Annotated in this window: 25 protein-coding genes and 1 tRNA gene; 15 read left to right on the top strand and 11 right to left on the bottom strand. The window is 59.2% G+C overall.

Annotated elements, in window-relative coordinates:
- The first annotated feature begins 279 nt into the window (after positions 1-279).
- The 5 genes from E0L15_RS02855 to E0L15_RS02840 all read left to right on the top strand — a co-directional run bounded on the left by E0L15_RS02855 (position 280) and on the right by E0L15_RS02840 (position 5,855).
- Positions 280-1,614 carry a potassium transporter TrkG gene (locus E0L15_RS02855; RefSeq protein ID WP_087369825.1) on the top strand — a complete coding sequence of 445 codons (1,335 nt, stop codon included), beginning with the start codon at positions 280-282 and terminating at the stop codon, positions 1,612-1,614.
- 18 nt (positions 1,615-1,632) lie between these two features.
- The gene (locus E0L15_RS02850; RefSeq protein WP_087233962.1) at positions 1,633-2,283 is read left to right on the top strand and encodes a TrkA family potassium uptake protein; all 651 of its coding nucleotides are present in this window, start codon (positions 1,633-1,635) and stop codon (positions 2,281-2,283) included.
- Positions 2,284-2,321: 38 nt separating this feature from the next.
- Positions 2,322-2,444, top strand: coding sequence for a hypothetical protein (locus E0L15_RS12515; RefSeq protein ID WP_275532705.1), 123 nt, complete (start codon positions 2,322-2,324; stop codon positions 2,442-2,444).
- Between the two features lie 74 nt (positions 2,445-2,518).
- Entirely contained in the window at positions 2,519-5,161 is a 2,643-nt protein-coding gene (locus E0L15_RS02845; protein ID WP_168124486.1) for a sensor histidine kinase KdpD, read from the top strand.
- Positions 5,154-5,855 (top strand): response regulator transcription factor, encoded by a 702-nt coding sequence (locus tag E0L15_RS02840; protein ID WP_087233966.1) that lies wholly within the window; start codon positions 5,154-5,156, stop codon positions 5,853-5,855. The genes E0L15_RS02845 and E0L15_RS02840 overlap by 8 nt, the downstream gene beginning before the upstream one ends.
- A gap of 66 nt (positions 5,856-5,921) precedes the next feature.
- Here the strand turns inward: E0L15_RS02840 and E0L15_RS02835 are convergent, their stop codons facing one another.
- The 10 genes from E0L15_RS02835 to E0L15_RS02790 all read right to left on the bottom strand — a co-directional run bounded on the left by E0L15_RS02835 (position 5,922) and on the right by E0L15_RS02790 (position 14,937).
- Positions 5,922-6,623, bottom strand: coding sequence for a zinc metallopeptidase (locus E0L15_RS02835; protein WP_168124485.1), 702 nt, complete (start codon positions 6,621-6,623; stop codon positions 5,922-5,924).
- A gap of 118 nt (positions 6,624-6,741) precedes the next feature.
- The gene (locus tag E0L15_RS02830; protein WP_087233970.1) at positions 6,742-7,254 is read right to left on the bottom strand and encodes a transcription repressor NadR; all 513 of its coding nucleotides are present in this window, start codon (positions 7,252-7,254) and stop codon (positions 6,742-6,744) included.
- A 14-nt stretch (positions 7,255-7,268) separates the two neighbouring features.
- A complete protein-coding gene (locus tag E0L15_RS02825) occupies positions 7,269-8,255 on the bottom strand; it encodes a biotin--[acetyl-CoA-carboxylase] ligase (protein WP_087369817.1) in 987 nt (328 codons plus the stop codon).
- A gap of 14 nt (positions 8,256-8,269) precedes the next feature.
- Positions 8,270-9,481, bottom strand: coding sequence for a trypsin-like peptidase domain-containing protein (locus tag E0L15_RS02820; RefSeq protein ID WP_168124484.1), 1,212 nt, complete (start codon positions 9,479-9,481; stop codon positions 8,270-8,272).
- Positions 9,482-9,504: 23 nt separating this feature from the next.
- Positions 9,505-10,929, bottom strand: coding sequence for a HAMP domain-containing sensor histidine kinase (locus tag E0L15_RS02815; RefSeq protein ID WP_168124483.1), 1,425 nt, complete (start codon positions 10,927-10,929; stop codon positions 9,505-9,507).
- Between the two features lie 27 nt (positions 10,930-10,956).
- Positions 10,957-11,640, bottom strand: coding sequence for a response regulator transcription factor (locus tag E0L15_RS02810; protein ID WP_087233978.1), 684 nt, complete (start codon positions 11,638-11,640; stop codon positions 10,957-10,959).
- Positions 11,641-11,745: 105 nt separating this feature from the next.
- Positions 11,746-12,915, bottom strand: coding sequence for a cation diffusion facilitator family transporter (locus E0L15_RS02805; RefSeq protein ID WP_168124482.1), 1,170 nt, complete (start codon positions 12,913-12,915; stop codon positions 11,746-11,748).
- Positions 12,916-13,604: 689 nt separating this feature from the next.
- Positions 13,605-14,192, bottom strand: coding sequence for an NADH peroxidase (locus E0L15_RS02800; RefSeq protein WP_087233982.1), 588 nt, complete (start codon positions 14,190-14,192; stop codon positions 13,605-13,607).
- Positions 14,193-14,206: 14 nt separating this feature from the next.
- A complete protein-coding gene (locus E0L15_RS02795; RefSeq protein WP_087369809.1) occupies positions 14,207-14,599 on the bottom strand; it encodes a transcriptional repressor in 393 nt (130 codons plus the stop codon).
- 113 nt (positions 14,600-14,712) lie between these two features.
- Positions 14,713-14,937, bottom strand: a complete 225-nt coding sequence (locus E0L15_RS02790; protein ID WP_087233986.1) for a helix-turn-helix transcriptional regulator — start codon at positions 14,935-14,937, stop codon at positions 14,713-14,715.
- A gap of 103 nt (positions 14,938-15,040) precedes the next feature.
- On the opposite strand from E0L15_RS02790, the gene E0L15_RS02785 reads away from it, so the two are divergent.
- Positions 15,041-15,517: an SLOG family protein gene (locus E0L15_RS02785; RefSeq protein ID WP_347565967.1), complete on the top strand. Its 477-nt coding sequence runs from the start codon at positions 15,041-15,043 to the stop codon at positions 15,515-15,517.
- Positions 15,518-15,878: 361 nt separating this feature from the next.
- Here the strand turns inward: E0L15_RS02785 and E0L15_RS02780 are convergent.
- Positions 15,879-15,955, bottom strand: a tRNA-Arg gene (locus E0L15_RS02780).
- Between the two features lie 194 nt (positions 15,956-16,149).
- Between E0L15_RS02780 and E0L15_RS02775 the strand changes: the two genes are divergently transcribed.
- The 9 genes from E0L15_RS02775 (at position 16,150) to pgsA (ending at position 25,358) form a co-directional block, all read left to right on the top strand.
- A complete protein-coding gene (locus E0L15_RS02775; protein WP_168124481.1) occupies positions 16,150-17,520 on the top strand; it encodes a VCBS repeat-containing protein in 1,371 nt (456 codons plus the stop codon).
- Positions 17,521-17,534: 14 nt separating this feature from the next.
- Positions 17,535-18,224 (top strand): response regulator transcription factor, encoded by a 690-nt coding sequence (locus E0L15_RS02770; RefSeq protein WP_087232548.1) that lies wholly within the window; start codon positions 17,535-17,537, stop codon positions 18,222-18,224.
- Positions 18,225-18,255: 31 nt separating this feature from the next.
- A complete protein-coding gene (locus E0L15_RS02765) occupies positions 18,256-19,725 on the top strand; it encodes a HAMP domain-containing sensor histidine kinase (RefSeq protein ID WP_168124480.1) in 1,470 nt (489 codons plus the stop codon).
- A 104-nt stretch (positions 19,726-19,829) separates the two neighbouring features.
- The gene (locus E0L15_RS02760; RefSeq protein WP_168124479.1) at positions 19,830-20,810 is read left to right on the top strand and encodes a DUF1385 domain-containing protein; all 981 of its coding nucleotides are present in this window, start codon (positions 19,830-19,832) and stop codon (positions 20,808-20,810) included.
- A 31-nt stretch (positions 20,811-20,841) separates the two neighbouring features.
- Positions 20,842-21,735 (top strand): peptide chain release factor N(5)-glutamine methyltransferase, encoded by an 894-nt coding sequence (gene prmC, locus E0L15_RS02755; RefSeq protein ID WP_087232539.1) that lies wholly within the window; start codon positions 20,842-20,844, stop codon positions 21,733-21,735.
- A gap of 3 nt (positions 21,736-21,738) precedes the next feature.
- Positions 21,739-22,839: a recombinase RecA gene (gene recA / locus E0L15_RS02750; protein ID WP_087232536.1), complete on the top strand. Its 1,101-nt coding sequence runs from the start codon at positions 21,739-21,741 to the stop codon at positions 22,837-22,839.
- Entirely contained in the window at positions 22,836-23,492 is a 657-nt protein-coding gene (locus E0L15_RS02745) for a regulatory protein RecX (protein ID WP_087232533.1), read from the top strand. Before recA ends, E0L15_RS02745 begins: the two co-directional genes overlap by 4 nt.
- Before the next feature lie 13 nt (positions 23,493-23,505).
- Positions 23,506-24,831, top strand: a complete 1,326-nt coding sequence (rimO, locus tag E0L15_RS02740) for a 30S ribosomal protein S12 methylthiotransferase RimO (protein WP_168124478.1) — start codon at positions 23,506-23,508, stop codon at positions 24,829-24,831.
- Positions 24,832-24,836: 5 nt separating this feature from the next.
- Positions 24,837-25,358, top strand: a complete 522-nt coding sequence (pgsA, locus tag E0L15_RS02735) for a CDP-diacylglycerol--glycerol-3-phosphate 3-phosphatidyltransferase (RefSeq protein WP_087232527.1) — start codon at positions 24,837-24,839, stop codon at positions 25,356-25,358.
- Positions 25,359-25,904: the final 546 nt, after the last annotated feature.

Below are 25,904 nucleotides of genomic sequence, written 5' to 3'. Positions count from 1 at the left end.
CTTTTGCTGTCATATTGTCTTTCACCATAGTTCAGACACCGTGAGACCAAGTGCCGCCCTCCAGAAGTGTTCCTTCGGAGGGCGGCTTTTGGCCTTTTAGACGGCTTCTGAACTATAGCCTCCGCCCTATCCTAAGTTTCTGCCACTCCCAAACGGCGCATCTTTATACCATCTTAATATACGGCTTTACATGTTAACACTCTCTTTAGACCGGATGTGGATAATGAAGGTATACAGAAACCATAAAGACGTATTAAGACGAAGAAAGAGAGGAGACTTATGTGGCGGCGGTTGCATAAAAACAATAAGTCCCCGTTCCGGGTTATTATTTTTGGATTTTTTCTGGTAATTTTGGCGGGAAGCCTCCTTCTTATGCTTCCCATTTCCTCGCAACAGGGGGTGGTGACCCCGTTTTTGGACGCTCTGTTTACCTCCACATCTGCGGTGTGTGTCACGGGATTGGTCATCCATGATACTGCCACCTACTGGTCCCAGTTCGGGCAGGTGATCATTATCCTGCTAATTCAAATTGGAGGGCTGGGTGTGGTCACCGTGGCGGGGGCCTTTGCCATTCTCTCTGGGCGAAAAATCGGTCTGATGCAGCGCAGCACCATGCAGGAGGCCATTGCAGCGCCCAATGTAGGAGGCATTGTTCGCCTGACCGGATTTATCTTGCGGACGGCTTTTGCGGTGGAGCTTTTGGGAGCCGCGCTGTTGTACTTGGTGTTCAGCCGGGAATTTGGCCTACTCCAAGGGGCGTGGTACGCCTTGTTTCACTCCATCTCGGCATTTTGTAATGCCGGCTTTGACCTGATGGGGGTAAAGGCCCCGTTTTCCTCCTTGGTGGACTATGCAGGCCAGCCAGTGGTGTCCTTGGTGATTGCCCTGCTGATTGTGGTGGGCGGCATCGGCTTTTTGACATGGGAGGACATCCGCACCAACCGCTGGCATGTTCATAAGTATCGGATGCAGAGCAAAGTGATCTTGACGGTGACGGGAATGCTGATTTTGCTCCCCACCGTTTACTTTTTCTTCTTTGAATTTGCCGGAAAGCCGCTGGGCGAGCGGGTGCTCTTGTCGGTGTTCCAGGCCATCACCCCCAGAACCGCCGGATTCAATACCGCGGATCTGACCGCCATGAGCGAGACGGGGCAGTCCATGATTACCATGCTCATGCTGATTGGAGGTTCCCCCGGGTCCACCGCAGGCGGCATGAAGACCACGACCCTGGCGGTATTGTTGGCCGGTGCCATTGCTGTGTTTCGGCGCAGGGAGAATCCCCACTTTTTCAACCGGCGTGTGTCCCAGGAAACCGTGGTGCAGGCGTCCACGATTTTGATGATGTACCTGACCTTGTTTTTGACCGGAGGGCTCATCATCAGCAGAATGGAGGGGCTGCCCATCCTCACCTGTCTGTTTGAGACAGCGTCCGCCATTGGAACGGTGGGGCTCTCTTTGGGCATTACGCCGCAACTGAGCTGGGTGTCCCATCTGATTCTCATTGCGCTGATGTTTTTTGGACGGGTGGGCGGACTGACCCTGATTTTCGCCGCCCTGTCCCGGACCCAGGGGAACGTGGCCCGACTGCCCCAGGAACGAATTACCATAGGATAAAGAGATGAGGGAGAACATATGAAAACCGTTTTGTTAATTGGATTAGGCCGTTTTGGACGGCACATTGCCATGAAGCTCAACGAACTGAACCAGCAAGTGATGGCGGTGGACAAGGACGAAGAAAGGGTCAACGCCATTCTGCCCTTTGTGACCAACGCCCAGATTGGAGACAGCACCAGCGAAGACTTCCTGATCTCCCTTGGGGTGCGAAACTATGACCTGTGCATTGTAGCCATCGGCGACAACTTCCAGAGCTCTCTGGAAACGGCGTCCCTGCTCAAGGAGTTGGGAGCGAAAAAAGTGGTGGCCCGAGCAGGCCGGGACATTCAGGCTAAGTTCTTGCTGCGCAATGGCGCCGATGAGGTGGTGTATCCAGAGAAGCAGATGGCAAATTGGACCGCCATTCGGTATACCTCCGATCACATTGCCGATTACATCGCCCTGGGGGATGACCATGCCATTTTCGAAGTGGAAGTGCCCAATAGTTGGGTGGGGAAAACCATCGGCCAATTGGATGTGAGAAAACGCTACCATGTGAATATCATGGCCATCAAACAAAATGGAAAGTTCTCCATGACCGTCATCACACCGGATATCAGCCTGCCTGTCAACAGTACCATTTTGGTTTTGGGAACCCAGCGGGATATCCAGAAGTGCTTTCACATTTAAGGGAAGAGCCCTGAGATGAGAGAAGAGGAGGGGAGAAGATGAAAGAACTGCTTTTATTGGGTGTCATCCTTCTTTTTTGCGTGGGTGTGTATTTTGCCATTGATGGATTGTACAAGTTTCTGGACAAAGTCCGTAAGGATAAGATCAACCGCATGGAGTAACTGCCCTCCACAACTTTGCCCACAACCTCAAGGGATTTGTGCTATAATACACCTGTTTGAGAGGAGGGAGTGCCATGGATGCGGTTGCATCGGCGGGGCAGGCCACCGGAAGAAAACAGGGGAAACTCACGATTTTTGCCAGCTATTTCTCCGGCGCTGGGAAGAGCTACGCCATGCTGGAATCTGCCAGAGAGGCCAAACAGGCAGGGTTGGACGTGGCCATTGGCATACGCTCCGATAGCCAGTGGCCTAAGACCACGGCATTGGCAGAGACATTTGAGGTATTGCCATGTAAAAAAGTGGCCAGGGATGGGCACATAGCGGATGAAATTGACTTGGATGCCTGCCTCCAACGGCACCCCCAGTTGATTGTGATTGAGGATCTGTCCCACTGGAATGCGGATGCCTGCCGCCATATGAAGCGCTATCAGGACATTGAGGAGCTGCGGAAGGCGGGAATTGACGTCTATACGACCTTGGATATTTACCACATTGAGAGCATTCAGGACACGGTCTTTTCCATCCTGGGCACTTCGGTGCCTGAGCGCATTCCGGACCGGGTATTTGACCAGGCAGATCAGGTGGAGTTTATCGACCTGGAGCCCCAGCGGCTCCGACAGCGGCTGATGGATGGACACAAGGAGGCGCTGCTGGAAGGCTGCTCCCTGTCACAGCTCAGCGCCCTGCGAGAGGTGGGCCTGCGCCGCTGTGCGGATCGGGCGGCTCTGTACACCCATGAGAAGATGCAAACGGAGTATCGGACCCATGAGCACATTCTGGTGTGCCTGTCTTCCGCCCCCTCCAATGAGAAAATCATACGCACGGCGGCCCGGATGGCAGGGGCGTTTCGGTGTGGATTTACCGCGTTGTTTGTGGAGACCAAGGCATTTCAGTGGATGAATGCACGGGATAAGCAGCGCCTTCAGGGCAATATGCGTCTGGCACAGCAGTTGGGGGCCTCCATTGAGACGGTGTATGGCGATGATGTGGCCTATCAAATTGCGGAGTTTTCCCGCCTGTCTGGCGTGACGAAAATTGTGCTGGGCCGTAGTGGGATACCCCATCGGCTGTTGCTGAGAAAACCATCGCTGACGGAACGGCTCATTGAGCTGACGCCAGAACTGGACATCCATATCATTCCGGACAATGGAGTGAATCGCCTGCTGGATACCAAGCACCGGGAAGTGATGCATATGCCATCCATTTCCGTGCTGGATCTGTTGAAAAGTGCAGGGATTCTCATTCTTGTCACACTCATTGGCCTGTTATTTTATAACTTCGGCTTTACAGAGGCCAATATCATTACGCTTTATATCCTGGGCGTCATGTTGATCTCGGTCTACACCAGAAGTTCCATTTGCAGCTTCGTTGCCTCCATTGCCAGTGTCCTGACCTTCAATTTCCTGTTCACGGTACCCAGATTTACCCTGCAAGCCTACGATAGCGAATACCCCATCACCTTTCTCGTGATGTTTCTGGCCTCTCTGCTCACCGGTTCGCTGGCATCCAAGCTAAAGTCCCATGCCAAACGGTCGGCTCAAGTGGCGTGGAGGACCAAATTGCTGTTTGAGACCAGCCAAAATCTGCAACGAGCCCACACCCAAGAAGAAATCATTTCCGTGACCGCTAAACAGCTGTTAAAAATCTTCCAGCGGGATATTGTGGTCTATTCCATAGATGAGAAAGGGCTTCTGGAGCCGGAAATCTTTCTGGTGGACGAGGCAGCATCTCCCCAGCGCTACACCACCGCCAAGGAGCGGGAGGTGGCCCAGTGGGTGCTGTCCAACAACAAGCGGGCGGGAGCTGGGACAGAAACCCTTCCGGATGCCCGGTGCACCTATCTCTCCATCCGCACCGGGGAGCGGGTGTACGGCGTGGTAGGCATTGCCACCTCGGATAAGCCGCTGGATTCCTTTGAGTCCAGCATTCTCCTCTCGGTGTTGGGAGAATGTGCCTTGGCCTTGGAAAATCAAAAGAACGTGGAGGAAAAAGAAGCCGCTGCCGTGCTGGCCAAGAACGAGCAGCTGCGAGCCAATTTGCTCCGCTCCATTTCTCACGATTTGCGCACACCCTTGACCTCTATTTCCGGAAATGCCAGCAATCTGCTCTCCAATGGACCGCTATTTGATGCAAAGACCAAGGAACAGATGTATGCTGACATCTATGACGATGCCATGTGGCTGATCAATCTGGTGGAAAATCTGCTCTCGGTCAGCCGATTGGAGCAGGGGCGGATGAACTTGCACCTGACCACCGAGCTCATCGACGAGGTGGTAGCAGAGGCGCTTCGGCACATCAATCGGAAGCGTGCGGAATACCACTTCCATGTGCAGAGCAGTGACGATTATCTCCTGGCACAGATGGATGCAAAGCTGATTGTCCAGGTCCTCATCAATATCCTTGACAATGCCATGAAGTACACCCCGCCCGGGTCGGACATCGAAATTGGGTGGAAGCAAGAGGGAAAGTTTATCTATATCTCGGTGGCAGACAATGGCCCCGGAATTCCCGACCAGGCAAAGCCCCATATTTTTGACATGTTTTACAGTGCATCCAATCAGATTGCCGACAGCCGCCGCAGTATGGGATTGGGTCTGGCGCTGTGCAAATCCATCGTGAATGCACATGGAGGAGAAATCGTGGTGAGCGATCATAAGCCCCATGGCTCCATCTTTACATTTTCGGTACCAGCCGGGGAGGTAGAACTACATGAATAAACCATTGATTCTGGTGGTGGAGGACGATACGCCGGTGCGCAACCTCATTACCACTACATTGAGAGCCCATGACTATCGCTTTCTCACGGCGTCCAACGGAGAGACAGCGATTTTGGAGGCATCCTCCCACAACCCGGAGATCATCCTGTTGGATTTGGGCCTGCCCGATATCGACGGGGTGGAGGTCATTCACAGAATTCGTACCTGGTCCAACGTGCCCATCATCGTCATCAGCGCCCGCAGTGAAGATACCGATAAAATTGATGCCCTGGATGCAGGGGCAGACGATTACCTGACCAAACCCTTTTCTGTGGAAGAGTTGTTGGCTCGCCTGCGGGTGACGCAGCGACGGCTGGCTGCGTTGCAGCTGGGGAACGTGAATACCGAGGCGGTGTTCACCAACGGAAAGTTAAAAGTGGACTATGCCGCGGGCTGTGCGTTTCTGGATGGCCAGGAGCTGCATTTGACCCCCAGCGAGTACAAGCTTCTGTGTTTGCTGTGTAAAAACGTGGGCAAGGTGCTGACCCATACCTTTATCACCCAGCAGATTTGGGGGAGAAGCTGGGACAACGACGTGGCTTCCCTGCGGGTGTTTATGGCCACCCTGCGCAAGAAGTTGGAAAAAGAGCCTGGTTCGCCCCAGTATATTCAAACCCACATTGGCGTGGGGTATCGCATGATGAAAGTGGAATAGTTGGTGCAGAAAGCCGCCCTCCAGAAGGACACTTCTGGAGGGCGGCTTGTTTGCTTGTCCTGAGGATTAATCGTTTCTCCGCCGATTGCCCACGATGAGCAGCAGCCGGAACAGCTGGGCCAGGGACACGGCCAGAGCGGCCACATAGGTCATAGCCGCAGCCCACAGGGTCTTGCGGGCGCCCACCATCTCGTCTTCGCTCAGCAGATGGCCTTGCTCCAGGGCGGCCAGGGCCCGGTGGCTGGCGTTGAACTCGGTGGGCAGGGTCACCAGCTGGAACACCGTAGACAGGCCGAAGCAGGCAATGCCTGCATAGGCCAGCTGTACCCCCAGGTCGCCGGAGACAAACAGCAGGCCAATGAGGATGAGCGGCATGGCCAGCTTGGAGCCGATGTTGGTGATGGGGATGATGGCAGCCCGCAGCTTGATGGGCAGGTAGTGGGTGGCATACTGAATGGCGTGGCCCGCCTCGTGGGCGGCCACGCCGATGGCGCCGATGGAGGCGTTGTCGTACACCGAATCGGACAGGCGGATGACATTGGTGCGTGGGTCATAGTGATCGGTGAGGTTGCCCGCCACCCGTTCGATGCGGACCTGGTGCAGCCCGTTGGCGTCCAACACCATGCGGGCGGCATCTGCTCCGGTGAGGCGGCGCATGGAGAGTTGCTGGGAATACTTGCGGAAGGTCCGGTTGACCCGATTGCTGGCCCACATGGCCAATATCACAGCGGGCAGAACCAGGACCAGATAATAGACATCGAAAAACATGACAACCACTCTTTCTGTGTTGTAATATGGCTATTGTACCCCAACATTATGAACAAATCCACCGTTGCTGGGCATCTTTTCAAGAGAAATCCCCGAGGCGATTGCCTCGGGGATGTGTTTATTCTTCCACCAAAAATCCTGCGTCCCGCAGCGCCTCCACCAGGCGCTGGAACGCCTGCTCGTCCCGACACTGTAAGGTGTGCAGGTGGATGCCGTCGGTGAGTTCAGACAGGGGGCGCATGTCATGGGCCTGGGCCTTCTGGATGAACTGGGACACATCGTAGCGGGAGGACAGATTCAGCTGCCCCACCAGCTGGCCGTACACCGGGTGTTCCACCACCACCGACTCCACAGTGCAGCCGTGGTCCACCATCAGGTTCAGCTCCTGCTCCATCTCGCTCTCGCTGTGGCGGCAGGCCACCGTGTAGGTGCGGCCGGGGGCGGGATGGTCCAGCACATACCCCCGGGGGGTGGCGGTGATGTTGGCCCCCGAGGCCCGCAGCAGGGCCACGTCCCCCACAATGATCTGGCGGCTGACCTGGAGGGTGTGGGCCAGAGCGGTGGCGGACAGGGGGCCGTCGGCCTGGGCGAGATATTCTAAGATGTGGGTGCGGCGCAGTTGGCTGTTCATGGGAAATCCTCCTGTCAGGAATTGGCGCGGAGAAAGTGAGGGGTGACCCGGCCCGAGGACACCGGATGGGTGAAACCCTGTTGGTCGGTGACCTCCAGGGAGAAGTCGGGGAGAATGGCCTGGGCCATGGCCTGATAGGTCTCCTTGCCCGTCTCCACCTCCACCGGCTGATGGAGGGTGAGACAGTGGGAGCGGTACTGGTGCAGGTATTCCTCGTGGTGGCTGGGGAAGTGCTGGGCCATGGTGTGGAGCTCTTGGAGCAGGGTGAGGGCCATGTGGTTGGGCTCCACTTCGTACCCCTCCAGAGCCAGGGAGGTGGCGATACCCTCCAGCCCCAAGTCGTGGAAGGTCTGGGCGGTCTGGCTGAGGTTTAGCCCTACCCCAATGACCACATAGTCCGGCTCGCTGCTCTCTCCCAGCAGGGACAGCTCGGTGAGGATGCCGCACAGTTTGCGGTTATTTAAGTAGATATCGTTGAGCCACTTGATGCGGGCGGGTGCGCCGCAGGCGGTCTCCACCGCCTGGCGCACCGCCACCGCCACCCATCCCGTGAGGGAAAACAGCTCAGACAGCTGCACCTGGGGGCGTAGCAGCAGGGACAGATACAGCCCACCGGGGGGAGAGGCGAAGGTGCGGCCTCGGGTGCCCCGGCCGGAGGTCTGCTCCAGAGCGGCCACCACGGTGCCGTGGGGCGCTCCCTGGGCGGCCATGGCCTTGAGCTGGGTGTTGGTGGAGTCCAGCCGATCAAAGACGTGAATGTGGCCGGAGGAGATGGTGCCGGACAGCCGACCCTCCAGATAGGGGGCGGAGAGCTGAGGGGGCGGGCCGTCCAGGCGGTAGCCCAAACGGGTGGAGGAGGAGATGGGCCAGCCCTGCTCCCGCAGTTGGGACAGCTCCTTCCAGATGGCGCCCCGGGTGACCCCCAGCGTCTGGCTCATCTCTTGGCCGGAGACATAGCCGGGGCTCTGGGCCAGCAGGGCAATGAGTTGATCTTGATTCATGATTTGGCCTCCCGTCAGGTGAGCCGGTCGTAGAGGGTGATGGAAATGGAGAGGACACCGCCGTCTCGCAGCACGGACAGCTCCACTTGGTTGCCCACCCCGGTGTCATTGAGCACCCGGGTCAGGGCGTAGAGGGTGGGGGTGTCCACCCCGTTGGCGGCGAGAATCACGTCGCCCTCCAGCAGCGCCTCGTGGGCGGGGGTGTCAGCGGTGGTGCTCACCACGTACACACCGGAGGTGTCGTCCATCTGCACCTCCTGGCACAGGATGCCCAGAGAGGGGCGAAAGCTCTGTCCGGTGTGAATCATCTGGTTGAGGAAGGGGATGGTGTCGTTGATGGGGATGACCAGGCCCAAGCCTTCGATGACGGTGTCATTTTCCACGCCGGTGATCTTGGCGGAGGTGATGCCCACCACCTGTCCATAGGCGTTGGTCAGGGCGCCGCCGGAGTTTCCGGAGTTGAGGGCGGCGCTGGTCTGTAAAAGGTTCATGTCCTTGCCGTCCACCTGGATGGTGCGGGTGGGGGAGGAGATGATGCCCTCGGTCATGGTGCCGTGGAGGTAGCCCATGGGGTTGCCGATGGCGTACACCGAGTCGCCCACCGACAGCTGGTCCGAGCTGCCCAGGCGGGCGGGGGTGAGGCCCTGGGCCTCGATTTTCAGTACTGCCAGGTCCAGCTCCTCGTCGTAGCCCACCAGCTTGGCATCATAATTGGCCGTGCTGGAGAGCATGGAGACGTTCAGGGACACGCCGCCCTGGATGATGTGGAAGTTGGTGACGATGTACCCCGACTGGGTGAGCACCACCCCGGAGCCCACACTGGCCGAGCCATTGCCCTGGTCGGCGGTGACGCACACCACCGAGGGGAGCACCTGGTCATAGATCTGGTTGCTGGTGAGCACCTGGGTGTCCTGGTCGTGTACGAAAATGGACACGTTGGGGTCGGGCTGAGCCCAGGGCAGGTCAGCGGGGTCCCAGTTGGCGTTGACCTCCACATGGCTGGAGGGGCGGGGGGCAAAGGAGCCCCGCTGGGCATCCGCCAGGGAGTTGGCCAGGTGGACCATGCCCAGGTATCCGCCGAACACCAGGGCCGCTGCGGCCACCAGGCACAGGGACACCACCAGCAGCGCCTTACCCAGGCGGCGGGGGCGACGGTCTGAGGTGTAGTGGTAGTGGATGGGGCGGGGTTCCCCTTGGGGCCAGCGATGGGAAAGATGGTTGGACACGGCAAACGCCTCCTGAATCAGATTCATGCCCGGGGCAGACTGAAGGTAAAGGTGGTCAGACCGTCCTGACTGGTGCAGGTGATGGTCTCTTTGTGGCTGTTGAGAATGGTTTTGACGATATACAGACCCAGTCCCACGCCGTCCCGGTTTTCACTGCGGGAGTGGTCGGCCTTGTGGAAGCGGTCGAAGATGAGGTCCAGTTCCTCCGGGGGAATGGTCTTGCCCTGGTTGCTCACCGACACCGTGGCCTTGGAGCCCTTGGGGACGATGGACAGGGACAGGGTGCCCTCCTCCTGGGAGAACTTGATGGCGTTGTCCAGCAGGTTGTAGCACACCTGGGTGATGGCATCCTGGTCGCCCCACACCATCACCGGCTCTTCCGGCAGGTTGGTGGCCACCTCCAGGTGCTTCTGGTTGATCTTTCCTTCCAGACTCACCAGGGTGCGCAGCATGGTCTCGCCCAGGTCAAACTGCTGCTGGGGGGCCCGCTCATCGGACTGGAGCCGGGACAGGTCCAGCATGGACCGCACCAGCCGGGACAGTCGCCGGGTCTCCGAGGAGATGATGCTCAGGTACTCCCGCTCCCGGTCGTGGGGAATGGTGCCGTCCAGAATGCCGTCGGCAAAGCCGGCAATGGTGGTCATGGGGGTTTTCAGCTCGTGGGAGACGTTGGCGATGAACTCGCTGCGCCGCTGTTCGCTCTTGGACAGGGACTCGGCCATGGCGTTGAAGGCCTCCGCCAGCTCGCCAATTTCATCCCGGCGGTTGCCTACGTCCACTCGCACATCCAGCTTGCCCAGTCCGAACTGACGGGCAGCGGCGGCGATCTCCTTCATGGGCTTGGACTGGTGCATACTGGTGACTGAGCTGAGAATGGCGGCCACCAGGATGACCGCGCAGGCCACCACCACAAAGATGGCGGACAGGTCCCGCCACATGGCGGTGATGTCCGAGGTGTTGGTGGAGAAGAACACCAGCCCTTGCAGGTATCCGGTGGAACTGGAGACGGGAAGGCCCACCATGAACCGGGCGCTGGAGTACATCCCATTTAGGGTGGTCATGCCCTCATAGACCTTGTCGTTGATGACAGCGTTGACGATGTCATTGGGCATGTTCCGGGAGGTCATGTTATACAGCACATGTTTGCCGTCGGTGGCAAAGAGAATGGTGCCGTCGTTGGTGGCCACGATGATGTGGGAGTCGGCCACCTGGGCCACCGTGGAGATGTATTGCTGAAACTCGTCGGTGGTCCACACGGTGCTGCCATTGTTGTTGGCGGCGTAGGACGTATATTCTGCAATGTACTTGGCATTGCGCATGAGGGTGTCCTGCTTTTCCTGGAGGGTGTACTGGTAGCTCAGGGCGGCGAAGGATGCGCCCAACAGGAGAAAGGACAGCAGGACCATTCCGGCCATGGTGGCAAATTGCCGTCCATACATGGATTTCATGGATGAGGCACCTCCTGCTCTGTGGGGTTAGCTGTTGGACTCAAACTTGTAGCCCACGCCCCACACGGTTTTCAGGCTCCACTTGTCGCTGACGCCCTCCAGCTTTTCCCGCAGTCGCTTGATGTGCACGTCCACAGTGCGGCTGTCGCCGAAGTAGTCAAAGCCCCACACCTCGTCCAGCAGCTGGTTGCGGGTGAAGACCCGGTTGGGGGAGGAGGCCAGATGGTAGAGAAGCTCCAGCTCTTTGGGCGGGGTGTCCACCCGCTTGCCATCCACCAACAGCTCGTAGGAGTCCAGGTTGATGACCAGCTTGTCAAACACCAGCTTTTTCTCCTTCTGCTCCTCTTCGCCGTATCGGCGCAGCACAGCGTGGACCCGGGCCAGCACTTCCTTCATCTCAAAGGGCTTGGTGATATAGTCGTCGGCGCCCAGCTCCAGGCCGTTGACCTTGTCCTCCAGCTCACCCTTGGCGGTGAGCATGATGATGGGCACCTTGGAGGTCTCCCGGATTTTGCGGCAGATGGACCAGCCGTCCATGCCGGGCAGCATGATGTCCAGCATCACCAGGTCGGGCTGGAACTGTTGGAACTTCTCCAAACCCACCAGTCCGTCGTTGGCCACCTGACAGTCCATGGACTCCTTTTCCAGATACAGACGCATCAGGTCGGCAATGTTCTTGTCATCTTCCACGATCAATACCTTACGGGGCATACGTGTCACCCTTTCTTTTTCTGCGGAGAGGGGCTCTCCCTAAATTTTTTATGATACCAGTATTATAGCCTGCTTTTTTGGCGAAGTGGAGAAGTTTTTGTAAATTCACACCACGTAAGAGCGATCAATGTGAATGATCGCGTGATAATTGGGGTTTTCCGCCTGCAATGCCTGGACCAGGGCGTCCTTCACCTGGGCCGGGGGCATGGTGACGCTGTAGGGAACCACCAGATCAAAAATCAGATTGGTGTACATAGGACCCATGGTCATGCGGAAGTCATGGATGGACAGGTCGGGGTGGATATCCCGGGCCAACTGAGCGGTGCGGGCCCGCAGCTGCTCCACCTGGTGGTTGCCGGTCTGAATGGGGTCCATGTGGATGACGGCCTCGATCCGGAACCGCTCGCCCAGCTCCCGCTCGATGTGGTCGATGATATCGTGGGCCTCCATCACGTCGGTCTGATCGGACACCTCGGCGTGGACGCTCATCATCCGCCGCCCGGGGCCGTAGTCGTGGATGATGAGGTCATGAATGCCCACCACCTGGGGGTGTTCCATGATGACAGACTGGATATCCTTCACCATTTCCGGGTCGGGGTTGGTGCCCAGCAGGGGGTCGATGGTGTCTTTGGCGGCGGACCAGCCGGCCTTGAGGATGAACGCTGCCACCAGCAGACCCAGCCAGCCGTCCAGCTGCAAGCTGGTGACGTGGGTGATGCCCAGGCCCAGCAGCACGGTGGAGGTGGCCAGGGCGTCGGAGCGGGAGTCGATGGCGGTGGCCCGGAGGGTCTCGGACTGGATGCGGTTGCCCAGCTTGCTGTTAAACCAGCCCATCCACAGCTTCACCAGAATGGAGATCACCAGAATGGTGCCGCTGAGGGCGGTGAGCTGGGTGGCCTCGGGATGTAAAATCTTCTCAATGGAGCTCTTGCCCAGCTCCACACCCACCAGGAGGATGAGCAGGGACACCAAAAGCCCGGAGAGGTACTCCATGCGGCCATGGCCGAAGGGGTGGTCGGCGTCCGGCTTCTGACCCGCCAGACGGAAGCCCACCAGAGTGACCACAGAGGAGGCGGCATCGGAGAGGTTGTTGAAGGCGTCGGCGGTGACGGAGATGGCGCCGGTGATGAGTCCGGCGGTGAGTTTTCCCGCAAAGAGCAGCAGGTTTAAGAGAATTCCCACTCCGCCGGCAAAGACGCCGTATTGACGCCGTACCTCGGGGTCACGGGTCTGGGTGTAGTTGGGAATGAAACGACGAAGGACGATGTCCAACAATGGTAAGGACCTCCCTTATGAAATAGTTAGCATTTTATTATACACAAATATGGCAGGGAAGGCAACGCAAACCAGGGACGCTCCGCTGGGGGTCTATTTCTCAGCGATGAGAAATAGACGAAAGAATCGCCAAAGGCGGGGCCTTCCCCCGCCTTGTGGAATCCACCCTGCGGTACTGGGTGTATCTGCGTTCTCCTCTTTTCGGCCCTTAGCCCGTGGGGGCACATAGATGGTGTGGGGATTCTACCGAAAGTATCTGCTTCTCTGTGTGGTTGTCCTTCTATTGCCAGGGCCTCACCCTGGTGCGCCGCTGTTCCCAGCGATGGGCAGCCTGGCTCCCGGCGGCGGAAACGCCGCTTCTCCAGGGGAGGCCCGGATGTGGAGATGGTCCAGCTATAGGGCCAGCTGCCTAGGGAGCCTGGTGTGGTGGCAGAGACAGGAGCCATAACAAGGGTGACGGGCCGGAATAGCCTTGACGCAGTTCCAGCCTCGTACCCCAAGGGAGGTTCTTAGGGGGGAACGCCCTAAGCGGGTTTTGGTTCCTTTTGACCGAGCAAAAGGAACCCCCAGTGGGGAGCGTCCCCGCCAGGCTGGCAGGTCTGAATGGGAGAAAAAATCCCGAGCCGAAGCCCGGGAACGAATAAAAAAGCACTTCCCTGGACCGAAGTCCAGGGAAGTAGGGAAGTCTCTTACTTGAAGTAACGCTCCAGCAGACCCTTCAGAGCCTTGCCGTGGCGGGCCTCGTCGCGAGCCATCTCGTGGACGGTATCGTGGATGGCGTCCAGGCCGTTCTTCTTGGCGCACAGAGCCAGGTCCATCTTGCCCTGGGTAGCACCGAACTCGCAGTCCACGCGCCAGGCCAGGTTGTCCTTGGTGGAGGCCTTCATGTTGGGCTCCAGCTCCTCGCCCAGCAGCTCGGCGAACTTAGCGGCGTGCTCAGCCTCCTCAAAGGCGGCCTTCTCCCAGTACAGACCGATCTCGGGGTAACCCTCACGGTGAGCGATGCGGGCCATGCACAGGTACATACCAACCTCGGAGCACTCGCCGGTGAAGTTGGCCATCAGCTGCTCACGGATGTAAGCCTTGTCCTCGTCGCTGATGTTCTCGTTGTTCTTGACGGTCTTGCCGTAGATGCCGTACTCGTGCTCGGCAGCCAGCTTCAGCTCGCCGCTCTGCTCAATGAACTTGGAGCCGGGGACGTGGCAGACGGGGCACTCGGCGGGAGCGGTCTCTCCCTCGTGAATGTAACCGCAGACGGGGCAAATCCATTTCTTCATGATAATAATCTCCTTCACTGTTTTAATTTTTTGCAGGCCTGACACAGGCCAAAGACATGAACCTCATAGCTTGTTGCTTCGAACCCAAATTGTTTGCTGCATTCCTCCACATACCCCTGGGTGGGGGGACTGGGAGGCAGGTCCAGAACGGAACCGCAGCAGTTGCACACAAAGTGTGCGTGGGGACTCACATCCCCGTCATACCGCTCTTGGCCATTTACCGTTCCCACCCGCTTGATGAGCCCATGCTCACACAGCTGGTTGAGATTGCGGTACACCGTGCCCAGACTCAGGTCTGGGTACAAGGGCCGGAGCTGCTGAAAGATCCAGTCTGCCGAGGGGTGGCAGTCGGTGCTTCGCAGCAAGTCCAGCATGGCGTCGCGCTTTACGCTGCGTCTGCAGATCATTGCTGTCACCTCGCTAACAGGAACTGTTCTTGTTAAGAGAATACCACAGGGGTGCCTGTTTGTAAAGAGGCAAATTGAGATTTTTCAAAAAATTTTTTCAGGGGTGTGGCGGGCTATACAAACAGCTCTTCATAGGAGACTTCCAGCAGTTCATGGAGAAGTTTCAGTTCATCGGGGTAGATGTGGCGCTGGCCCACTTCCATCTTGGCCAGGGCACTGCGGGTGATGTCGCAGCCCCTGGTTTGGAGCTGGGCGGCCAGCTGTTCCTGGGACAGTCCGCGCTTGAGACGCAGCGTGCGGATGTTTTGACCTAGGGCGTACTCATACTCGGTATTCATAGATCACACTCCTTGCACTAGTTCTGGTGCAGTTTGTGTTGATTCTATTCGATTCTTTCTTTATAATTGCACCTATATAGGTGCACAAAAGGAGAGAAAGAACATGGAGATGGGAATGAGGGATAAAACCTGTTGTTTCACTGGGCATCGAACTCTTCCTCAGAATGAGAAGAGCGAAGTCCAGGCGCATTTATACATTGTATTACAGAAATTGATTGAAAAAGGGATACAGTATTTTGGAAGCGGGGGAGCCATGGGATTTGATCTGTTGGCGGCGGAAGTTGTCCTAGAGTTGAGAAAGCGGTATCCCCACATTCGTCTCATTATGGTCTTACCGTATGAGAATCAAGAGCGGGGGTGGGATGAGGAGGAGGTGAGACGCTATCACACGGTTTTGGAGCAGGCGGATAAGGTGGTATATTTGCAAAGGGAGTATCGCTGTGGATGTATGTTGAGGCGCAATCGGTATTTGGTGGATAACAGTGGAGTATGTGTGGCCTATTGTACCCGTGTGTTTGGCGGGACTGCCTATACGGTGAACTATGCCAAGAGAGTGGGAATTCCCATTCTTTATATCTAAGAAAGAAAAAAGGAGCACTTGCCGCTGCAAGTGCTCCTTATATATAATCGGTGCCGCTATGCGGCACACCATACTTCTTCCCTATTCACTATCACTTATTCACTTCCAAAAATCGACCCATCAGATTTAGTGAAGAGTGAATAGTGAATAGTGAATAAGTAAAAATCGACAAGCTCCTTGCGGAACTTGTCGATTTTTGGTACGCCCGAAGCCGAAGCGAGGAAAAGGTGCCTGCGGCACGTTTTCCCGCTGCGGGTCCCTTCCCAAGAAGGCGAGTCCTGTGGACGAAGCCTGATTGGCGGTAGACGCAGAAGGCAGGAAAAGAAAAAAGCTAGGGTAGACCTTGCGATCTATCCTAGCTTGGTACGCCCGAAGGGACTCGAACCCCCAACATTCAGAACCGGAATCTGACGCTCTATCCAATTGAACTACGGGCGCATCTTCATGATGCTTAAATAGTATAGCAGGAAAATTTCCGTTTGTAAAGAAGAAAATAAAAAATAACTCCCAGAGACGGAAATAAGCATAGGCAAGGGCGGGGGATTGTGGTATCATATTATAATGGTAAGCTACGAAATTCCCCTCAGACAGCCGGAGGGGTCAAGCCCAGCAAAAGAAATGAGGTTAGAACGGTGAAAAAACGAGTGTTTCGCGGTGTGGGGCTGTGTGCCATGCTGCTGTGCCTATCGTTGAGCTTATGCGGTTGTATGTTTGAGCAGTCCGAGGGAATGTACGCCCTGCCCATCCTGCCCGAGGCGTATTCCCAGCTCCAGAGCACCATCCAGGACGTGATGGACCAGCAGGGGGCGGAGTACGCCACCATTAGCTCGGGCAGCAACACCTCCACGGTGCAGCTGCTGGACCTCAACGGAGATGGAGAACAGGAGATGGCGGCGGTGTTTCTCCGGGTCACCTCGGCAGAGGAGAAGCCGCTGCGGGTGTGCCTGTTCCGCAAGGGGGCGGACAACGACTACCGCCTGACTTATGTGGTGGAAGGGGACGGCACCTCCATCAACTCCGTGACCTATGAGGACGTGACGGGGGACGGGACTTTAGACCTCATCGTCTCCTGGCAGATGAGCGCCAAGGTGCACATCCTCTCCGCCTATGCCCTGTTGGACGCAGGGGTCAGCGAGCTGATGAGCACCACCTATAATGAGAGCTATCTGGTCACCGATCTGGACCAGGACGGCGCCAAGGAGATCGTGGTCTGTCACCAGGACAGCACCGGAGACGGGGCCAACCTGGCGGAATTTTACGACTATAACGGCGGTGTGATGACCATGACCTCCTCCGCCCCCCTGTCCAATGGCATCTATGGGGTGTACTCCATGGTGCCGGGCAAGCTGGCCGACGGCACCCCGGCGGTGTTTGCCTCCTCGCTGTTCTCCGGCGGGACCCTCACCGACGTGATGACGGTGGCGGACGGACGCCTGCACAATGTCACCTTGAACAAGCAGGCGGGCTACAGCGAGGTGACTTCCCGGGTGGACACCGGGGTGTCCCTGTCCGACATCAACAAGGACGGCGTGCTGGAAATCCCCATCCCCGTGAAGCTGCCCAGCGTCAAGGAGGGGGAGGAGTCCGAAGAGTCGGTGATTTACTGGTGCCAGGTCAACGCCAACGGCAGCCTGGCCATCAGCTGTGTCACCTACCACTGCCAGGCCGACGGCTGGTACCTGGTGTTGCCGGACAACTGGCCGGAGAACATCGCCGTGGCCCGGGACGACTCTCTCAGCCACCGGGGCGAGCGTTCGGTGGTGTTCTACTATAACTCCGGGGAAGAGGGCCAGGAGCCCAAGCCCTTCTTGACCATCTACCGCCTGACCGGCAGCAACCGTCAGGCCCGGGCCATGCTGCCTGGCCGCGTGACCCTGTACAGCGACAGTACCACCATCTACGCCGCCTCCCTGGAAGAGGGCGTGTGGGATTGCAAACTGAAAGCCAACGAACTGGCCCAGCGGTTCTTCCTCATCACCGTGGCCTGGGACAGTGAATCTTAAAGGAGTGAGCCACCATGAAAAAAGTATTGGTATTGGAGGACGAGTCCAACATCCGCAGCTTTGTGGTCATCAACCTCAAGCGTGCGGGATATGAGACCATTGAGGCGGGCACCGGGGAAGAGGCCCTGGAGCAGATCGCCCGGCACCCGGACATTCGGGTGGCGCTGCTGGACATTATGCTCCCCGGCGAGATGGACGGCTTTGAGGTGTGCCGCCGCATCCGGGCGGGCAATTCCCAGATCGGCATCATCATGCTCACCGCCCTCACCCAGGAGATGGACAAGGTCACCGGCCTGATGACCGGGGCGGACGACTATGTCACCAAGCCCTTCTCGCCCGCCGAGCTCACCGCCCGAGTGGACGCTTTGTACCGCCGCACCGGCGGAGAGACCACCCGGGAGACCGACGAGATTCATCAGCCTCCCTTCCTCCTCAACACCCGCAACCGCACCCTGGAGAAAAACGGCCAGCGGGTGAAGCTGACCCAGGTGGAATACTCCATCGTCAAGCTGTTTATGGACAACCCGGGGAAGGCCCTGGCCCGGGAGGAGATTCTGGATGCGGTGTGGGGCAAGGACTACATCGGAGAGCTGAAGATCGTGGACGTGAACATTCGCCGCCTGCGCATCAAGCTGGAGGACGACCCCCAGAACCCCACCTACATCAACACCGTCTGGGGCTTTGGCTATAAATGGGGCTGCTAATGCGGCGTGAAGAGCATGGAGAGGATATAAGATGATTTGGAAGAAGATCCCCCTTCCCGGCAAGCGGAAGAAGGAGGGACAGGAGCAGAAGAAAAAGGCGGTGCGCCGGGGCGTGCTGCGTCGCCGCTGGCTGGTGAATACCCTGGTGACCACCTTTGCCATTGTGGCCATTGCCGTGTCCGCCTTCTCCCTGGCCATTTACAACTACTACCTGGCCACCATCGCCGCCACCCTGGAGAGCAAGGCCCAGACGGCGGCCGGGATGTTTCAGAACTACACCGAGACCACCTACCTCTATGCGGCCCGGCAGTTCATCAACCAGTTTGAGGAGAAAAACACCATTGAGGTGCAGTTCCTCACCCCCGACGGCGAGGTGCGCATGACCTCCCTCATGGACATCTCCGGTGCCACCCCCCAGGGGGATGACATTGAGGAGGCCATCCAGACCAAAGTGCTGTCCACCTGGCGGGGAGAGGACACCTCCACCCAGGACTACCTCATGGCCGCCTCCGCCCCCATCGTGTACAACGGCTCGGTGGTGGGTGTGGTGCGCCTGGTCACCTCTCTGCGCCTGCTCCAGGCCCAGATGTTGAAGGTGGTGGGCATCAGCGTGCTGGTGGGCATGGTCATCATCGCCCTGATGGTGCTCTACGCCTCCTACTTCATCCGCATGATTCTGGAGCCGGTGACCCGGGTCACCGAGACCGCCAAGCGCATCGCCGCCGGCAGCTACGGGGTCCAGATGGAGGTGCGGGGCGACGACGAGATGGGCCAGCTGGTGGACGCCATCAACGACATGTCCATGAAAATCGACCAGGCGGAGAAGACCCAGTCGGAGTTTATCTCCTCGGTGTCCCACGAGCTGCGTACTCCCCTCACCGCCATCAACGGCTGGGCGGAGACCCTGTACAACGGGGAAGTGCGGGACGCAGAGGACGTGAAAAAGGGCATGGGCATCATCGTTTCCGAGGCCCGACGCCTGACCAACATGGTGGAGGAGCTGCTGGAGTTCTCCCGCATTGAGACCGGGCGGTTCAACCTGTCCGTGGAGCCCATTGATATCAAAGCGGAGCTGGAGGACGCCGTGTACACCTACCGGGAGTTCTTCCGCCGCAAGGGCTTGAAGCTGGAGTATATCGAGTGCGAAGAGGAGTTCCCCCCCATCAGCGGCGACCCGGAGCGGCTGCGCCAGGTGTTCTGCAACCTGCTGGACAACGCCGACAAGCACGGCGGGTCCGGGGGCGAAGTGGATGTGTCCATCCACCCCGAGGGGAACATGGTGGCCATCCGGGTGCGGGACTTCGGCCCCGGCGTCCCCGAAGAGGAGCTGCCCTACGTCAAATACAAGTTCTACAAGGGCTCTTCCAAGGCCCGTGGCTCCGGCATCGGCCTGGCCGTGTGTGAGGAGATCGTCACCTGCCACGGCGGCACCCTGGATATTGAAAACGCCATGGGCGGCGGCTGCGTGGTCACCCTGCGCCTGCCCATGACCCTGGAATAATGAAACAAATGTACGAAAACCCTTGTCATTTTTCCCGCCATCTGCTAAGATGTTCCGTGGAAGGACGGGGGGGGAGTACGCCCGAGATAAAGGAGTTCAATCCCATGTCCAATCAGTCTGCGCCCCCCTGTGGGACGCCTTACAAGACCACCTGCGGTGGTCAGGCCCTCATTGAGGGCATTATGATGCAGGGCCCGGAGAAGCGGGCCATCGTGGTGCGCAAGCCCAATGGGGAGCTGGATATCACCACCAAGAAGATTCAGCCCCGCAGCCGCTTTGCCAAGCTGCCCCTGGTGCGAGGGGTGTTCGTCTTCGGCTCGGCCATGGTTCACGGAGTCCAGGCCCTGATGCACTCCGCCGAGGTGTCCGAGGAGGGGCTGGAGCAGGAGGAGGACGAGGAACCCGGCTGGCTGGAGAAGTGGCTGGACGCCCACTTCACCCAGGAGAAGGCCGCCTCCATTTTCATCACCATAGCGGCGGTCCTGGGGATCGCCTTTTCCGTGGGCCTGTTCATCCTGCTGCCCACCGCCCTCACCGGCCTCATCCGCCTGGTGTGGCCCCAGATGCCTCTGTGGGTCCAGGCGGTGGTGGAAGGCGTGATGAAGGTGGCCATTTTCCTGTGTTACCTGTGGCTGTGCTCCCGGACCAAGGAGATGCGCCGGGTGTTCTCCTACCACGGGGCGGAGCACAAGGCCATTTACTGCTATGAGAATGGCCTGGAGCTCACCGTGGAGAACGTGAAAAAGCAGCCCCGCCACCATCCCCGCTGTGGCACCAGCTTTCTCTTTGTGGTGATTGTGGTGTCCATTTTCCTCTCCATTGTGATTTTCACCCCCTTGCAGATCAAAAACACCCTGCTGCGCATGGTGCTCCACCTGGTGCTGCTGCCCATCATTGTGGGTGTGACCTATGAGTTCAACCGCTATGTGGGCGGCCATGACAACGCCCTGTGCCGTGCCCTGCGGGCTCCGGGGATGTGGATGCAGAACTTCACCACCTTTGAGCCGGACGAGAGCATGATCGAGGTGGCCATTACCGCTTTGAAGCTGGTGCTGCCCCGGGAAAAGGGCGCCGACGCCTGGTAATGGATGAGCAAGAGAGAGAAAGGCGGCAGACATGCAGACGTATAACGACATTTACTTAGCGGTACGGCGCACCCTCAAGGAGTCCGGCGTGGAGCAAGCCCAGCTGGAGGCCATGGAGCTGATGTGCGCCGCCCTGGGCAAGCGCCGGGAAGAGGTGCTCCGGGACCTGTCTCTCTATGCCAGCGAGGCCATCGAGGGGCAGGTGGACGCCCTGCTCCAGCGCCGACTGGCCGGGGAGCCCATCGCCTATATCCTTGGAGAGTGGGAGTTCTACGGCCTCACCCTCACCGTCACCCCCCAGGTGCTCATTCCCCGCCCCGACACCGAACTGCTGGTGGAGCGGGGGATTTTGGCGGTGCGGGACCTGCCCCAGGCCCGGGTGCTGGACCTGTGCACGGGCAGCGGCTGCGTGGGGCTGGCTCTGGCCTACAACTGTCCCAACGCCCAGGTGGTGCTGGCCGACTGGTCTCAGGACGCCCTGGAGGTGGCCCGGCAGAACCTGATGCGCTGCCAGCTGGCCGACCAGGTGGAGCTGGTCCAGGTCAACGCCCTCCAGCCGCCCCCCCGGGAGCTGGGCGAGTTTGACCTCATTGTATGCAATCCCCCCTACATCCCCCGCCAGGTGGTGGAGGAGGAGCTGGACCACTCGGTGCGGGACTACGAGCCCCACCTGGCTCTGGACGGGGGCGAGGACGGCCTGGACTTCTACCGGGCCATCACCCTGCACTGGAACTGGGCCCTGCGTCCCGGCGGCAAGCTGATCTTTGAGATCGGCTACGACCAGGAGGAAGCGGTGAAAAAGCTCATGGTGGACCGAGGCTTTCAGCAGGTCCGCAGTTTTCAAGACCCTGGCGGCCACTGGCGGGTCGTGGAGGGCATACTAGAACCCATACAGCCGGACGAGCCGGCAGGAAAGGAAGAATGACGCATGGCAGATAAGAAACGGCCCGTGGACCCTGTGGGGCCTGCATCGGATAAGAAGAAGGCGCTGGAGACCGCCATTGCCCAGATCGAGCGGGATTACGGCAAGGGCTCCATCATGCGCCTGGGAGAGAACGCCGACGTGATGGTGGAGGCCATCCCCACCGGCTCTCTGTCCTTGGACATCGCCCTGGGAATCGGCGGCGTGCCCAAGGGACGTATTATTGAGATCTATGGCCCCGAGTCCTCCGGTAAGACCACTCTGGCCCTCCACGTGGTGGCAGAGGCCCAGAAGCGGGGCGGCGAGGTGGCCTTCATCGACGCCGAGCACGCCCTGGACCCCACCTATGCCCGTGCCCTGGGCGTGGACATTGACTCCATGCTCATCTCCCAGCCGGACACCGGCGAGCAGGGCCTGGAGATCTGCGAGGCCCTGGTGCGCTCCGGCGCCATTGACGTGGTGGTGGTGGACTCGGTGGCCGCCCTCACCCCCCGGGCGGAAATTGAGGGCGACATGGGCGACTCCCATGTGGGCCTGCTGGCCCGCCTCATGAGCCAGGCCCTGCGTAAGCTGGCCGGCTCCATTGCCAAGACCAACTGTGTGGTCATCTTCATTAACCAGCTCCGTGAAAAGGTGGGCGTGGTGTACGGCAACCCCGAGGTCACCACCGGTGGCCGTGCCCTGAAGTTCTACGCCTCGGTGCGCATGGAGGTGCGCCGGGTGGAGGCCCTGAAAAACGGCACCGAGGTGGTGGGCAACCGCACCCGGGTGAAGATCGTGAAGAACAAGGTGTCCCCCCCCTTCCGGGAGGCAGAGTTTGAGATCATGTACGGCGAGGGCATTTCCAAGCTGGGCGAGCTGGTGGATCTGGGCGTGAAGCTGGACCTCATCCAGAAGTCCGGCTCCTGGTTCTCCATGGGCGACACCCGCCTGGGCCAGGGCAAGGACGCCGTGAAGAAGTACCTCACCGACAACCCCGAGATCGCTCAGGAGATCGAGGACCAGATTCGGGCCAACTCCTTCAAGCTCATGAGCCGTCAGTCCCAGATCGCCGCCCGGGCCGCCGGGCGGGCCGTGGACGTGTCGGCGGACGACTTTGAAGGATGAAACTAGTCAAGCTGGAGCCCTCGTCCCGGGTGGAGGGGCGGTGGCTTGTCTGGCTGGAGGACGGCTCTCTGCTGCGGGTAGGGGAGGGGGACGTGGTGTCCTTTTCCCTCTACGCCGGGATGGAGCTGAGTGAGGAGCAGCTGGAAGGGCTCAAACAGGCCCAGGAGAAGGCTAAGCTGAACAACAAGGCCCTCACCCTTCTGGCCGCCCGGCCCATGTCCCAGCGGGAGCTGGAGCGCAAGCTGTCCGCCAAGTCCCCCAGAACGAGAGACCCTCAGGAGGGGGAGGAGCAGCGGCAGCAGCGCCGGGAGCTGGCCCAGGAGGTGGCCCAGCGCATGGCCCAGGTGGGGCTGGTGGACGACCGGGAGTACGCCTCCACGGTGGTGCGCCACTACAGCCGCAAGGGCTACGGCCCGGCCAAAATCCGGGATGAACTGTACCGCCGTGGCGTGCCCAGAGAGTTCTGGGATGAGGCCATGGAGGAGCGGGACCAGGGGGACGACAAGCTCCGGGCCCTGGTGGAAAAGAAGCTCCGGGGGGCAGCGCCCACCCGGGAAGAACTGAAAAAAGTGTCCGCCTATCTGGCCCGCCGTGGCTTCGGCTGGGAGGAGATCTCCCGGGTGCTGAGCCAGGTGGAGCAAGAGGCGGAGTGAAAGGATGGAACCAATGAGTTATACCGTGGCATTCCAGTCTCTGGGCTGCTCCAAGAACCTGGTGAACACCGAGCAGATGATGGCCCTGTGCCGGGCCGCTGGCTATCACGTCACCGGGGAGCCCCGGGGGGCGGACGTGGCGGTCCTCAACACCTGCGGGTTTATTGAGGCGGCCAAGAGCGAGGCCATCGACTGCATTTTGGAGCTGGCCCAGCTGAAGAAAGAGGGGCAGTTGAAAAAGCTGCTGGTCACCGGGTGCCTATCCCAGCGCTACCCCCAGGACATCCGCACCGAGCTGCCCGAGGTGGACGGCCTGCTGGGCACCGGCAGCTACACCGACGTGGTGTCCGCCATTGAGGAGCTCATGGCCGGGGAAGAGGCCCAGCACTTCGGGGACATCCACCGCACCTATGAGGACGGGGAGCGGATGGTCACCACACCCCCCTATACCGCATACCTGAAAATTGCGGAGGGATGCAGCAACGGCTGTGCCTTCTGCATCATCCCCAAGCTGCGGGGCCGCTACCGTAGCCGCTCCATGGAGCACATCCTGGAGGAGGCCCAGAAGCTGGCGGACAACGGGGTGCAGGAGCTCATCGTCATCGCCCAGGACATCACCCGTTACGGCCAGGACCTGGAGCAGCCCACCACCCTGGCAGCGCTGCTCCGCGAGCTGTGCAAGTTGCCCTTCCACTGGATTCGCCTCCACTACCTCTACCCCGAGGCAGTGACTGACGAGCTCATCGAGGTGATTGCCAAGGAGCGGAAGATCGTCAAATACCTGGACATTCCCATCCAGCACGCCAACGACGGCATTTTGAAGGCCATGCGCCGCCGCAGCACCAAGGCGGAGATTGAGACCCTCTTTGCCAAGCTGAGAGCCGCCATGCCCAAGGTGGTCATCCGCACCTCCCTTATCTGCGGCCTGCCCGGCGAGGGCGAGGAGGAGTTTGAGGAGCTGTGCGAGTTCCTGAAAGAGCAGAAGATTCAGCGGGCGGGTGTGTTCCAGTTCTCCCCCGAGGAGGGCACCCTGGCTGCCGCCATGGAACACCAGGTGGACCCCGAGGTGGCCGCCCGCCGGGTGGAGCTGGTGGTGGACCTCCAGTCCCGCATCATGGATGAGTACAACCAAGAGCGTCTGGGCACCTGCATGGAAGTGTTGTGTGAGGGCTTTGACGCCAATGAGGGTTGCTTTGTGGGCCGTACCTATGCCGACTCGGTGGACATTGACGGCCGGGTGCTGTTCACCGCCGCAGGCGACGTGAAAGCAGGAGAATTTGTGTGGGTCCGCATCACCGGCACTGCCGACGGGGACCTCACGGGCGAGATTGAGGAGTGAGCGACATGGAATGGAATACCGCCAATAAACTGACCATGCTCCGGGTGATTTTGATTCCCGTGTACCTGGTGGTGTGGTACCTGAACCTGAAATACAGCGCTCTGCTGGCCCTGGCCGTGTTTGTCATCGCCAGCGTCACCGACTTCCTGGACGGCTATGTGGCCCGGCACTACAACCAGGTGACCACCTTCGGCAAGTTCATGGACCCTCTGGCAGACAAGATTCTGGTGATCACCGCCATGATCTGGTTTGTCTCCGTGGGGCTGCTCCCCGTGTGGGCCCTGGTCATCGTGGTGGCCCGGGAGTTTGCCGTGTCTGGCCTGCGGCTCATCGCCGTGGACAATGGCCGAGTCATCGCCGCCGCCTGGTCTGGCAAGGTGAAGACTTTCTCCACCATGGTGTGCCTGTGCCTGATGCACTTGCCCATTCCTGAGATTTTGGTGCAGGTGTGCGTGTGGGTGATCGTGATCACCACCGTGTACTCCGGCATTGAGTACTTCTGGAAGAACAAAGACGTGATGAAATAAGTGAATCGTGGAAGTGGCCGTTGTGGCTGCTTCCACGTTCTTTTTCTCTTCTGTGCACTTGCCAGTGCGGTGGGGACGCTCCCCGCTGGGGGTTTCTTTTGAGCGGGCAAAAGAAACCAAAACCCGCTTAGGGCGTTCCCCCCTAAGTACCCCCCTGAGGTACCAGGCTGTCAATGCGTCAAGACTAGGTTCGGCCCGTCACTCTTATTGTGGCTCCTGTTTCTGCCACCACACCAGGTCACCCTGGGAAGCTGGCCCTACAGCCAGGTGGTTTTCACAGCCGGGCCTACCCTGGAGAAGCGGCGTTCCCGCCGCCGGGAACCAGGCCGCCGAGCGCTGGAAACAGCAGCTCACCAGGGTAAGGCCCTGGTGAGAGAAGCATAGTTTTGCAGAGAAGCAGGTACATTCTGTAGCACTGCCATGCTATCTATGTGACCCCACCAAGCCAAGGGCCGAGAAGAGAAGAACGCAGGGGCTCCCAGTACCGCGGGGTGGATTCCACAAGGCGGGGGAAGACCCCGCCTTTGGCGATTCTTTCCCCGATTT

Origin of the sequence: Pseudoflavonifractor sp. SW1122, assembly GCF_012027765.1 — a bacterium.
In the GTDB taxonomy this organism is placed as follows: domain Bacteria; phylum Bacillota; class Clostridia; order Oscillospirales; family Oscillospiraceae; genus Enterenecus; species Enterenecus faecium.
This window is presented reverse-complemented; position numbering and strand designations above follow the sequence as displayed.